Origin of the sequence: Tenacibaculum sp. M341, assembly GCF_004337695.1 — a bacterium.
Lineage (GTDB): Bacteria > Bacteroidota > Bacteroidia > Flavobacteriales > Flavobacteriaceae > Polaribacter.
The window spans coordinates 76,528-89,819 of sequence record NZ_SJXJ01000018.1 but is presented as its reverse complement, the minus strand read 5'-3'; the positions used below and the strand labels follow the sequence as shown (position 1 = coordinate 89,819).

Genomic DNA, 13,292 nt, shown 5'->3' with positions numbered 1-13,292 from the left:
TTTCTAATTCTATCATATCTTTGCTTAGTACTTGGTACATAGGGTTGTGTTTTTATGTTTCGCAACACAAATATCTACAACCCTTAATTTTTTCTCAAAAAAAGTCAAGATGACTTCAATGTTTAAATTTATTGATTTTCTATTTTTTGGATGGATTGTAAATCTTTTTTATCCTGAATATTACAGACCAAAGTATGGTTACCAGCGTTATTATATTTTATTTTTTCATTATATAATTCCACAATTTTTTTTCAGGTTAAACCCTAAAGTAAAATGGCCTGTACACTTTACTTCCAAAGTAATGGCTCCGCAGAATATTAAAAAAGGAATTTTGTGTGATCCGGGAGATAGTATAAATAATTATATTCAAGCCAATAACGGAATTGTTTTTGGTTCTAATATTGAATTTGGTCCTGGTGTAAATATTATTTCCTCAAACCATGATAACGCTAATTTCAAAAAACATATAAAAGCAAAACCTATAGTTATTGGAAATAATGTTTGGATAGGTGCTAACTCAACTATTTTACCCGAAGTTTCTATTGGTAACAATGTAGTTATTGGAGCCAATTCTTTAGTCTCAAAAGATATTCCAAGTAACTCAATAGTCGTTGGAAATCCGTGTAAAATTATTAAACAGAAAGAAGCTTATACCGAAGATTTTTCAAAAATTATCTTCAATAAGAAAATCCCAAATTCTTTTGTAGCATTTATAAACACTAACGCTTAAAAAGCTTTAATCCCCAGGATAACTTATTACAATGTAACTCTGTATAAAACTCAGTTGATGCTCCAAAGCTTTTGTAATAATTAGCTATATTTTTCATTGATGAACCTCCAAAATTAAATACTTTATAATTGCGTTCGTATTTAAAAATTGCTCTGTCGTTCATAAAAGTATTTGCCCCGTTTTCTCTGTTTTTAAAATCAGAAGAACATACTAATTCAGTTACTTTATTTTTATATTTTAAAAAAAATGCTCCTGAAATTAATTCATTGTTTTTATCATGCACAGTCAACAACTCCCCTACATTTCTACTTAAACAAGCATTCATTAATTTATACAAGTTCAAATAATCTTCATCTTTTATCTTTTTTACTCTTTTACCAACGTTGTTTTTAAACAAGTCGATAAATAATTTAGCATCAGTATTCCATTTTTCCGTTAAATCTAAATTAACCGCTTTTTTCAGTTCTCTTTTTCTATTTCTATTGTAAGCTTTATAAATTTCTTCATACGTTTTTGTGAAAGAGACATATTGAAGCTGTCTTTGATTTTGATAAGAATGAAACATACTAAATGCATTTTCACCATTAGTTCTAATATTTACATATTTAAACTCACTAAAAAGCATAATTAAAAACTCATTCTCATCCTCAATCTCTTTAGAGTAAATTCCTAACTGAATTAACCAAAAAGGTGTGTACGTATATTTTATAAATAATTTCCTTCTCCAAGGAATTGGCATTACTGCTTCATAATCATTTAATACCAACACACTCCAATTATCGGCAACAATATCTAAATACCAAGAAAAACCAAATATGTTAGACTGTAATGAGTTTTGAACACAGTCATCATATTTTTCTACATCTAACTTTTTTCTAGAAATAAGTTCTATCATTTACTTCGCAGCTATTTTTAACATCGATTCATACAAACGCTCCCAACCTTTCCAACGTGTGTAACCACTAATACTTTCATTATGGAATAATGTGATAAAAGTACCATTTACACGCTTTACTTCATTTTTAAGATCATTAATTTTACCTAGAGATTGCTTGGGTGTTAACTGCATATAATCATTTAACGTAGTATCCATTAATGCAAATGGAAATATTTTTAGAGGTGTTTGAATTTCAAAATCTAAATCATAAAAATAAAAAGGAATACTGGTACTTGCTCTAAAGCCAACATGACTTGCATATCCCATTGAATAATCTTCTTTTATTTCTAAATCGATTAAATTTTGTTGTGTTTGAGGAATTTCAAATCTCAAATAATGTTGCCTTGATCTAAATATAGGCATGTTTGTAATACTTTCTAAACGTTCTTTTTCATGCTTCATTTTCTTAATATCTGTCATCGTAAAATATGATGGATGCAATCCTACTCTAGCGTAGTCTACCATTTCTTTTATCAACAATCTAAATTTCGATTTCAAATAAGAAACATTTGTATCAAAAGTAGAATAATCTGCAACTAAAAAGAAAAATACGGTACGTACTTTATACTTTTCTTTAAGCGCAAGTATTTTATCAAATGTATTAAAAGGATCTTTTTTCAAATTGAAACGAACTGCAAAGCGGTCCACAATATTTAAAAGATTCAAGTTATATAAATCTTTTAAAAAACCTCCAACCGATCTTATAGTTCCTTTATGTTTATAGGCATATGCATTGTCTATATCAATTGTTGAAATAAACTGATATTTTCTATTCTTATATTCATAATCAGGGAATTTTTCCTTTAGTACTTTTAATAATTTATGTGCCCAAATATCAATTACAGGTTTCTCCAAAAAACCATATTGAAATGCTAAACTTTCTTTAGCTGAAAAACGCTCGTACTTATCTTTTATATGTGGTAAATACTCTTCATAACGAGTAATTAAATAAAAACTAGCAGAAAAAATATCAAAAGGAATCGTTGATTTTTGTCCTTGAAAGAAAAAGCAAGGTGTACCTTCCCAATCAGACATTTTTATTTCTAAATCACTAACCCCTTGTTGAAACAATAATTTCGTACTTTTTATAAAAAACTCATTACCTAAAGCTACTTTGGTATAAGATAGTTTTGGTCCATTATGTGCAACAAAATCCTCTACCTTAGAAGTAAAATCTATATCAATAGAAAGAATCCTTGCAAAAACATGTTTAAAAATGTAACGAACTCTAGGTGTTATTTTATGTGTATATATAAGTATCAAATGCTTATTTTAATTACAGAATTGATTCATCTGCAAAGCTAAAATAAGTTTTTTCAGTTATAATTAAATGATCCAATACTTTTATATCCAAACTAGCTCCTGCTTCTTTTATTTTTTGTGTCAATTGTTTATCTGATAAACTTGGACTTAATTTTCCTGAAGGATGATTGTGATATAAAATGACTCCAACTGCTAAAAGTTCTAATGCTTTTTTAAAAATTAACCGAACATCTACAAGTGTACTATTTAATCCTCCCTTGCTAATTTGTTTTTTTGATAATACTTTGTTTGCATTATTTAAATACACTACCCAAAATTCTTCATGTTGTAAATCTGATAGAAATGGCTGCATTATTAAAAATGCATCTTTAGAGGACTTTATTTTCTCGGCATTTGGTATGTGTTCAAAATGTCTTCTTTTACCTAATTCTAAAGCTGTAATAATGGAAATAGCCTTTGCCTCTCCTACTCCTTTAAAATGCATCAACTCATTAATAGAAAGTTTTGATAACTGATGTAGATTATTATTTACAGAACCTAAAATACGTTTAGATAATGCTACTGCACTTTCATCTCTATTTCCAGATCCAATTAAAATAGCTATTAACTCAGCATCAGACAATGAAGTTTGTCCTTTAAACAGCATTTTCTCTCTGGGTCTATCATCTAAAGCCCAAGACTTTATACTTAACTTTTTCATATTGCAATTTTAAATTTTAACAGTAAACATCTATTTATCTTTTTCAATTTTAAATAGATATACTGACAAGTATATTGTTTTACATTACAAATGTATACAAAAAACTTCTCCTTTCTAAAATGAAAGGAGAAGTTTTTAATCAGTTATAAAGTATTAGAAATTTTTATTTCTGAACCTTCAAATCAAAAGTAATACTACCTGATCTACCAGAAGCGATATTCGTAATTTTTATAGCTCCTTTTTTTCCTTTTGAATTTTGAAACAAGATTATTCTTGGTAAACCTGAGCTAGGAAAAGACTCTTCGTCATTCGTAATATTTATACCATTTAAAGGATCACTATTAGTCATGTTATCAAAATCTTCTACCGAAAAACTAACAGAACTTCCTTCTATATAGTTTATAAAATTAGTGTTAGTTGCATTAGGTATTTCTTTTAATCCCCAACCAGAAGCTTTTTGAGGAGACTCAAAAAACAACAAACCAGATTCGCCAACAAATACTATGTCAATTTTTTCTCCATTAGAATCGTTGATATCATCACTTTTTATTACAGTCCCTAATTCAGTAGAAAATACTGAACCTAATGTAGATTGTGCATCAATACCTCCTAAAACAATATTCTGGAATGATAAAATTTCATTTGTATTTAAAGTAAAACTTTTAGTAAGCTCTTTTGTTTGAACATAATTAGAAGCCTCTAATGTAACCTCAAATTCTCCTGCTTCTTCATAAAGTAAAAATCCAGGGTTTTCTAATGTACTTTCTCCTTTACCTCCTGAGAAAGTCCATTTGTACTGATTCGCCCCTGTAGTTTTGTTTACTATTTGTAATTCAGCTGGAACAACTTCACTATTTAAAATTAAATCAAAATCAATATTAATCTCTTCGCTTATAACGAAACTTAATGTTCTAGAATCTGTTTCCACTCCATTAGACACCTCTAAAGTAATATCATAAGTACCTGGTGTTGCATAATAAATAGCTTCTGGCTCTTTCTCCGTTGAGCTTTCAGGTGCTCCTCCTGGAAAAGACCATTTATAAGATGTTGCTCCTCTAGATTTATTTACTAAAGTTACATTTGATGATGACAAAAAACTATCTGGATTCGGTTCAAAGTCAGCAACTAGAGGCACATTTATACTAAAAGTTTTAGATACAGTTTCTGTTTCTGATCCATTTGAAGCTTTTAAAGTTATTGTAAAATCTCCTTTTACTTGAAGATAATAAATGTAATCTGGATTTTCCTTATTAGAACTTTCTCCATCAGCTCCTGGAAATGACCATTCGTATGATGTAGCACCTGTTGTTTTATTTTCTACACTAACAATAACAGGAGAAGAATCATCACTAATAATTGTTATCTCAAAATCTGCTACAATAGGTTCTTTTTCAGGAGTTGTAACTTGATCATCTGTACATGAAAACATTAAAGATACAACTGTAAATAAAGCAAGTAATTTGGTTAACTTTTGAATCATTTTTTTCATTTTATAATTTTTAATTTAGCCGCAAATGTAATCAAAATCAATTCTTCTTTTCAAGATTTTCTCAGCTAATAATCTTATGAAAACGAAACACTTTGATCGATCTTATGTAAAAGAAAATCTCCCTTCATTACAGATAATATCAAATAGTATTTAACTTTTTTCACATTAAAAACGTACCTTTGTATCCTATACTATAAATTTTATTATGAAAATTGTAATAGCCGGAGCTGGTGATGTGGGTTTTCATCTGGCTAAACTCCTCTCTTACGAATCTCAAGATACTTACATAGTCGATTTAGACGGTGATAAATTGAATTATATTAATAATCATTTAGATGTTATTACTAAAAAAGGTGATGCTACATCTATGAAATTATTAAAAGAGATTGGAGCAAACTCAGCTGATTTATTATTAGCTGTAACTGAAAATCAGAATACAAATTTTACAATCTCTGTTATAGGTAAAGCCTTAGGGGTTAAAAAAACAATTGCTAGAATAAAAAACCCAGAATTTTTAAATAGTGATACTATTGACTTTAAAGACTTTGGTGTTGATTTTATGATTTCTCCGGAAGAATTAGCTGCCGAAGAAATTAAATTATTACTACACCAATCTTCTTTCAATGATACGGTTGCTTTTGAAAACGGATTGTTTAACGTAATGGGTACTACCCTGAGTTATAAATCGCCAATTTTAGATTTAACTGTAAAAGAAGCGAAAGAAAAATTCAATATGGTAGATTTTATTACCATAGCTATAAAAAGAGAAGGAATTGCTCAAACAATCATCCCTAGAGGAGATACTGTATATAAAATGAACGATCAAGTATATTTTTCGGTTCCAAATTACAGTATTGAAAAATTATATCCTATCATCGGAAAAGAGCATTTAGATATTAAAAATGTAATGATTCTGGGAGGGAGTAGTATTGGTAAAAAAACAGCTCGTAATCTTTGTAAAGATAACTTTAAGGTAAAACTTATTGAAAAAAGTAGAGAGAAAGCTTTAACTCTTGCTGAAGATTTACGAACTACTCTTGTAATTAATGGAGATGGTAGAGATTTAGAATTACTTGAAGAAGAAAACATTAGAGATATGGATGCTTTTATTGCTGTTACAGGTGATTCTGAAACGAATATCATGTCTTGTTTAGTAGCAAAATCAAAAGGAGTTAAAAAAACAGTCGCTTTGGTTGAGAATATGGATTACATCAATATTTCTCAAACCATTGGAATTGATACTTTGATTAACAAAAAATTAATTGCTGCTAGTAATATTTTTAGACATATTAGAAAAGGAGAAATTTTAGCTTTAGCAAACTTACACAATGTAGATGCAGAAGTTTTTGAATTTGAAGTACAACCAAATGCTAAAGTAACAGAAAAGCCTATTAGAGACTTGCGTTTTCCTAGGGAAGCTGTTTTTGGTGGAATCATTAGAAATGGAGAAGCTTTAATGTCTTTTGGTAATATGCAAATTGTAGCTGGTGATCATGTAATTGTTTTCTGTTTACCAGAAGCTATATCTATTGTAGAAGATTTATTTAACTAATGGAACATTTAAATCTCAAACTTATCTTCCGGTTTTTAGGAATAACTGCCATTTTAAATGGTTTTTTCATGTGGCTTGCTATTCCTTTTAGTCTGTATTTTGAAGAAAAAGCGGTACTTGGAATTCTTAATTCAGGTATTATTACCATATCATTAGGTTTAATATTATATTTTTTTAATAAACCTACTAACAAAAATTTACAAAAGAAAGAAGGGTATTTAATTGTAACATTAGGTTGGTTTACACTAACCATAACAGGAATGTTACCTTACTTATTAACAGGAAGTATTCCTTCAGTTGTTGATGCTATTTTTGAAACAATTTCTGGTTACTCAACAACAGGTTCTTCTATTCTATCAGATATTGAAAGTATGCCCAAAGGAATTTTATTCTGGAGAAGTGCTACGCATTGGATTGGCGGAATGGGAATTGTAGTATTAACTATTGCTATATTACCTCTCTTAGGTATTGGTGGTATGCAGTTATTTATGGCTGAAGCACCTGGTCCTTCGGCTGATAAACTACACCCAAGAATTACCGATACCGCAAAAAGATTATGGTTGATTTATGTTGGTTTGACTATAACTGAATTCCTTTTACTTAAAGTAGCTGGAATGACCTGGTTTGATGCTATCAATCATGCTATGGCAACAGTAAGTACTGGTGGATTCTCAACTAAAAATGCAAGTGTTGCTCACTGGAATCACGCTCCTTTAATTCAATACATCATCATATTTTTCATGTTTATTGCAGGAGCTAACTTTGTCCTTACTTATTTTGCTTTAAAAGGAAAAGTTAAAAAAGTGATACAAAGTGAAGAGTTTCGTTATTACTTCTTAGGAATCATATTAATTACTGCAATTATAAGTGTTTCTATCCTTTTCTTTAAAGATCCTGCTTTAGTAACAAGTATAAATCACCCTGAAGTTCTTGGTCATACCGAGAGTACTGTAAGACATGCTTTATTCTCTGTTATATCTGTAGTAACAACTACTGGTTTTGTAACTGCCGATTTTACAATGTGGAGCTTTTTTGTTACAGCTATCTTTTTTGCCTTGTTTTTTACAGGTGGATCTGCTGGTTCAACATCAGGTGGTGTTAAAATTGTAAGACACATTGTAATGCTAAAAAATAGTTTTTTAGAATTTAAAAAAGCATTACACCCTAACGCTATTATACCTGTTAGGTACGATGGTAAAGCTGTAAAACAAACTATTGTATTTAATATTATTTCCTTTTTTATATTATACATGCTTATTTTCATCATTGGGTCTGTTATTTTAGCCATGATGGGACTAGATTTTGAATCTGCTCTTGGTGCATGTGCTTCTTCTTTGGGAAATATTGGTCCTGCAGTAGGTAGTGTAAGTCCAGTAGATAGTTTTGCTCACCTTTCTATGAGTGCTAAACTTTTCTGTTCTTTCTTAATGCTAATAGGTCGTTTAGAGCTATTTACAGTTCTTATTTTGTTTTCTCCTTTCTTCTGGAAAAGAAATTAAAACAATCGAAATTTTAACTTTAACATTTAAAACACACTCGTGATAAAAAATATCGCACTAATGGCTTAAAATCATTCGTTCATTACTTTTTAAAAATTTCACCTCTAATACGAAGGTACTTTTGTTGTAGAAAATATAAGGGATTAACTAACAAAAACTATTTATTATGAATTCTACAAAAAAAATTATCGGACTATTATTCGTATTTCTATTTCTGTCAAACACCTCTGCTACTGCACAAGAAGGTTTTATAAGTGAAATTAGAGTTTATGCAGGAACTTACGCTCCTAGAGGATGGGCTTTTTGTGAAGGACAAACATTAGCTATTTCTTCAAACCAAGCGTTATTTTCTTTAATTGGTTGTCAATATGGTGGCGACTGTAGAACTACATTTAAATTACCTGATTTACGTGGTAGAGTTGCTATGGGAGCAGGAACTGGTCCTGGACTTACTACTAGAGTTCAAGGAAGCTTAGTTGGCTGGGAAGATGTAACTTTAAACAATTTAAACCTACCTTCACATACACATGTAGCTACCGTAACTGGTGGATCTTCAGCAAATAGCAATATTTTATTAAGTACTACTAATGCTGTAAGAGATACTCCACAAGCTGGTGATGTGTTTGCTGTAAGTAACTTTACAGAAGGAATATCTACAAAAAAAGTTAAATCTTATGGACCTGCAACTAATACCGTTAATGGTCAGTCAATATCTGGAGGGACAAACCCTATAGTTACTATAGGTAACACAGGTAACAACTCTGCAGTTGATATTGTACAACCTTCAGCTGTTGTAAGATATATAATTTGTATGCAAGGAACCTTTCCTCCTAGAAATTAATAATTCTTTTAAAACATCAAAAAAACTCTCGTAACAACACAACGAGAGTTTTTTAGTATATTAGTAAACAACTAATTAACTTTATTTATGAAAAAAACTACTCTTACGTTAAGCTTTCTTTTCTTAACATTAATTTTCAATAACTTTTTACATTCTCAAACACTAGAAGGCTCTAGCGTTACACTGCAAGAATTAAGTCAAACAGAAACTGTTGTTGATGGTGATGCTTCTGTACCTGGAGAATTTGAAGTTAGTCCTGATCTTTCTTTTGATATTGATGGTAATCAAATAATCTTTAGTTTAAGAAACAGTAGTAGTGTTGCTATTCCTATAAATTTTACATTTACAGGAGGGACTGTCACTGGAATCACAAGCATAGCTGTTAATACTGGAGCTTCAACCGTAGCAGACACATCTGGAGTCAGTGCATCTGTAGCTGGTTCAGGAATAGGCGTAACACTAAATATATCTTCTGTATCAAATGCTTCATCTTCATTTCAGCAAGTTGTATTTGATTTAGTCATTACTGGAAGTGCTCCAAATACTGATCCTTCAATCTCTATTAACAATTTAGCATTAAGCTATACAGAAGGAAACACTGCTACTCAGATAGATGCTTCTGCTACCGTGAATGATGCTGATGGCGATGCTGATTGGAATAGTGGTACTTTGACTGCTCAAATAGTTGTCAACAACGAAGCTGCGGATGAAATTAGTATTTCAGATACAGATGGAGACGGAACTGCAATTACTGTTAGCGGAACAAATATTCTTGCCAATGGAACAGATATTGGTGATCTAAGTGTTATGAATGGTATTGTTACTAATGGTACTATTTTAACCATTACTTTTGATAGTAATGCTACAAACGCAAACGTGCAAGAAGTTTTACAATCATTACGATATAGAAATACTTCCACAACACCTGGTACTGCTAACAGAACTATAAATATTACGGCAAATGATAATAACGGAGGTTCTGCTAATGATACAAGAATTGTTAGTATAGCTACTGTTGCCCCAGCAACACCTACAGTGAATACACCTAGTGCTGCTATTACAGTTAATGCAGCAACACAAACAATCGCCGGATCACATCCTGAAAATGGTGTAACTGTTCACGCATACGCCGATGCTAATAACGATGGTGTCGCAGATAATACAAGCTCTTTAGGTTCAGCTACTGTTACTGGTAACGCTTGGAGTTTTTCTGTAAACCTTAATGCTGATGCTGATAATAATTTTGTAGTAAGTGCTACAGATGGAGTTGATACTTCTAGCGACGCAGATGTACCCACAATTACTGAAGATTCAACAAACCCAGCTAATCCTATAGTAAACACACCTAGTGCTGCTATAACTGTGAATGCAGCAACACAAACATTATCTGGTACTCTTACTGAAAATGGTGTAACTGTTCATGCTTATGCTGATGCTGATAATGATGGTACCGCTGATAACGCAACCTCTCTAGGTTCTGCTACTGTTAGTGGCAATGCTTGGAGTTTTTCTGTAAACCTTACAGCTGATAGTGACAATAATTTTGTCGTAAGGGCTGAAGATAACGCTGGAAACGCTTCTAGTGATGTAGACATTCCTACAATTACTGAAGATTCAACAAGCCCTGCGAATCCTGTAGTAAATACACCTAGTGCTGCTATAACTGTAAATGCTGCCACACAAACATTATCTGGTACACTTACTGAAAATGGTGTAACTGTTCATGCTTATGCTGATGCAGATAATAATGGAGTAGCTGATAACACAACCTCTCTAGGTTCTGCTACTGTTAGTGGTAATGCTTGGAGTTTTTCTGTAAATCTTAATGCTGATGCTGACAATAATTTTGTAGTAAGAGCCGAAGATAACGCTGGAAACGCTTCTAGTGATGTTGATATTCCTACAATTACTGAAGATTCAACAAGCCCAGCTAATCCTGTAGTAAATACACCTAGTGCTGCTATAACTGTGAATGCTGCCACACAAACATTATCTGGTACTCTTACTGAAAATGGTGTAACTGTTCATGCTTATGCTGATGCAGATAACAATGGAGTAGCCGATAACTCAACCTCTCTAGGTTCTGCAGTTGTTAGTGGTAATACTTGGAGTTTTTCTGTAAACCTTAATACTGATAGTGACAATAATTTTGTGGTAAGAGCTGAAGATAACGCTGGAAACGCTTCTAGTGATGTTGATATTCCTACAATTACTGAAGATTCAACAAGCCCTGCGAATCCTGTAGTAAATACACCTAGTGCCGCTATAACTGTAAATGTTGCCACACAAACATTATCTGGTACACTTACTGAAAATGGTGTAACTGTTCATGCTTATGCTGATGCTGATAATAATGGAGTAGCTGATAATACAACCTCTCTAGGTTCTGCTACTGTTAGTGGTAATGCTTGGAGTTTTTCTGTAAACCTTAATGCTGATGCTGACAATAATTTTGTGGTAAGAGCCGAAGATAGCGCTGGTAATACTTCAAGCGATGTAGATATTCCTACAATTACTGAAGATTCAACAAGCCCAGCTAATCCTGTAGTAAATACACCTAGTGCCGCTATAACTGTAAATGCTGTCACACAAACATTATCTGGTACACTTACTGAAAATGGAGTAACTGTCCATGCTTATGCTGATGCTGATAATGATGGTACCGCTGATAATACTAGTTCTTTAGGGTCTGCGGTTGTTAGTGGTAATACTTGGAGTTTTTCCGTAAACCTTACGGCTGATAGTGACAATAATTTTGTAGTCAGAGCTGAAGATAACGCTGGAAACGCTTCTAGTGATGTTGATGTTCCTACAATTACACAAACCTCAACAATAACTTGGACAGGAACAACAAGTAGTTCTTGGAATACCGCTGGAAACTGGAACACAAACTCTATCCCTAATAGTTCTGCAAATGTTATGATTCCTGACGGAGTAACCAACTATCCAACAATATCTTCAGCTGTAACGGTAAACTCTATAAACATAGCTTCAAATGCTTCTTTAATAGCAAATGCTTCAGTTACAGGAACTGTAACTTACAATAGAAATTTACCAACTACAAACTGGTATTTAGTAGCTGCTCCAGTTAGTGGTGAAACTACACAAGATATTATTGCTAATCATACATTTGCTTCTGGCACTGGTGGAAATATAGGTATTGGTGCTTTTGATAATGATAGCGCAACTGATCCGTGGACCTATTCTAATGCAGGTACCACTGGACCAGTAATAGCTGGTGCAGGTGTATCTATGAAATTAGCTGCAGCTGGCGATGTATCTATTACAGGTAATTTAAATGTTACCAATGTATCTGTCTTTGTTGAAACGGGTAGTAGAAATAATTTCAATTTAATTGGTAACCCATTTACATCTTACATCAATTCTTCTGTTTTAGCAGGTAGTAATGTTGTAATTGATAATGCTACTTTTTGGTTATGGGATGGTAGTCAGTATGTAACTTACAACAATGCTAGTCCTATTAATATTGCACCTGCTCAAGGATTCTTTATTGAAGCAAACACAAATACAAATGTTACTTTTTCAACTGCAAATCAAATCCATAAAACAACCAACACTTTTATGAGACAAGGTCCAAAAGCTTCTTTTGACTTATTTGTTGAGAGTGACAGTAATAAAAGCTCTACTAAAGTATTTTTTATAAAAGATAAAACAACAGGTTATGATTATGGTTACGATTCTAAAATGTTTGGAGGAACCAATTATAATTTTGCTGTATTTACTCAACTAGCTTCTGATGATAATGGTGAAAAATTAGCGATTCAAACATTACCAGATAATAACTACGATGCTATTGTTATTCCTGTTGGATTGACTGCCAACCAAGGTAAAAAAATTGATTTCTCTATCAACTCTCAAAGCATTCCAACAGGTGTAGATATTTATCTAGAAGATAGGAGTAATAATACTTTTACTAATCTTTCTCAAGAAAACTACTCTTTAACTCTTAAAAATGATAGCAATGGCATTGGACAATTCTACATTCACATGAGTCCTAAAAGTTTAAGTAGTGAAGATATTGATCAAAATATCAAAAAAATTAGTATTTATAAATCTTCTTCAAAAGAAATAACAATTACTGGGTTACAAGGAGAAGCTAAGGTTAATGTTTATTCTTTATTAGGAGAAGAAATGTTAAACACAGACATTAAATCTAATGGCACAAGTTCTATAGCATTAAACAATTTTGCTAATGGAATTTACATCGTAAGATTAAATTCTTCGTTAGGAAGTATCACTAAGAAAATCGTTTTAGAATAA

The 13,292-nt window shown here is 31.8% G+C and carries 9 protein-coding genes; 5 read left to right on the top strand and 4 right to left on the bottom strand.

Annotated elements, in window-relative coordinates; genetic code table 11:
• Positions 1-118: 118 nt before the first annotated feature.
• Positions 119-730, top strand: a complete 612-nt coding sequence (locus tag EYW44_RS17430; protein ID WP_243643691.1) for an acyltransferase — start codon at positions 119-121, stop codon at positions 728-730.
• On the opposite strand, the gene EYW44_RS17425 is transcribed toward EYW44_RS17430, so the two are convergent.
• The 4 genes from EYW44_RS17425 to EYW44_RS17410 form a co-directional block, all read right to left on the bottom strand.
• Complete coding sequence (locus EYW44_RS17425) at positions 720-1,625, bottom strand: hypothetical protein (protein ID WP_132725582.1); 906 nt, start codon at positions 1,623-1,625, stop codon at positions 720-722. The genes EYW44_RS17430 and EYW44_RS17425 overlap by 11 nt on opposite strands.
• Entirely contained in the window at positions 1,626-2,930 is a 1,305-nt protein-coding gene (locus EYW44_RS17420) for a polysaccharide deacetylase family protein (protein WP_132725580.1), read from the bottom strand.
• A gap of 13 nt (positions 2,931-2,943) precedes the next feature.
• On the bottom strand, positions 2,944-3,630 hold the full coding sequence (radC, locus tag EYW44_RS17415) for a RadC family protein (protein ID WP_132725577.1): 687 nt from the start codon (positions 3,628-3,630) through the stop codon (positions 2,944-2,946).
• A gap of 163 nt (positions 3,631-3,793) precedes the next feature.
• Positions 3,794-5,119, bottom strand: a complete 1,326-nt coding sequence (locus EYW44_RS17410) for a PKD domain-containing protein (RefSeq protein ID WP_132725575.1) — start codon at positions 5,117-5,119, stop codon at positions 3,794-3,796.
• Positions 5,120-5,324: 205 nt separating this feature from the next.
• On the opposite strand from EYW44_RS17410, the gene trkA reads away from it, so the two are divergent.
• The 4 genes from trkA to EYW44_RS17390 all read left to right on the top strand — a co-directional run bounded on the left by trkA (position 5,325) and on the right by EYW44_RS17390 (position 13,292).
• Positions 5,325-6,671 carry a Trk system potassium transporter TrkA gene (gene trkA / locus EYW44_RS17405; protein WP_132725573.1) on the top strand — a complete coding sequence of 449 codons (1,347 nt, stop codon included), beginning with the start codon at positions 5,325-5,327 and terminating at the stop codon, positions 6,669-6,671.
• Positions 6,671-8,170 carry a TrkH family potassium uptake protein gene (locus tag EYW44_RS17400; protein ID WP_132725570.1) on the top strand — a complete coding sequence of 500 codons (1,500 nt, stop codon included), beginning with the start codon at positions 6,671-6,673 and terminating at the stop codon, positions 8,168-8,170. The genes trkA and EYW44_RS17400 overlap by 1 nt, the downstream gene beginning before the upstream one ends.
• 166 nt (positions 8,171-8,336) lie before the next feature.
• The gene (locus EYW44_RS17395) at positions 8,337-9,011 is read left to right on the top strand and encodes a phage tail protein (protein ID WP_132725568.1); all 675 of its coding nucleotides are present in this window, start codon (positions 8,337-8,339) and stop codon (positions 9,009-9,011) included.
• A gap of 87 nt (positions 9,012-9,098) precedes the next feature.
• Complete coding sequence (locus EYW44_RS17390; protein WP_132725566.1) at positions 9,099-13,292, top strand: beta strand repeat-containing protein; 4,194 nt, start codon at positions 9,099-9,101, stop codon at positions 13,290-13,292.

Bases quoted from the DNA above. Each gene is read 5' to 3' on its own strand.
- EYW44_RS17430 (WP_243643691.1), top strand. From the start codon at position 119: ATGTTTAAATTTATTGATTTTCTATTTTTTGGATGGATTGTAAATCTT.
- EYW44_RS17425 (WP_132725582.1), bottom strand. From the start codon at position 1,625: ATGATAGAACTTATTTCTAGAAAAAAGTTAGATGTAGAAAAATATGAT.
- radC (WP_132725577.1), bottom strand. From the start codon at position 3,630: ATGAAAAAGTTAAGTATAAAGTCTTGGGCTTTAGATGATAGACCCAGA.
- EYW44_RS17410 (WP_132725575.1), bottom strand. From the start codon at position 5,119: ATGAAAAAAATGATTCAAAAGTTAACCAAATTACTTGCTTTATTTACA.
- trkA (WP_132725573.1), top strand. From the start codon at position 5,325: ATGAAAATTGTAATAGCCGGAGCTGGTGATGTGGGTTTTCATCTGGCT.
- EYW44_RS17400 (WP_132725570.1), top strand. From the start codon at position 6,671: ATGGAACATTTAAATCTCAAACTTATCTTCCGGTTTTTAGGAATAACT.
- EYW44_RS17395 (WP_132725568.1), top strand. From the start codon at position 8,337: ATGAATTCTACAAAAAAAATTATCGGACTATTATTCGTATTTCTATTT.
- EYW44_RS17390 (WP_132725566.1), top strand. From the start codon at position 9,099: ATGAAAAAAACTACTCTTACGTTAAGCTTTCTTTTCTTAACATTAATT.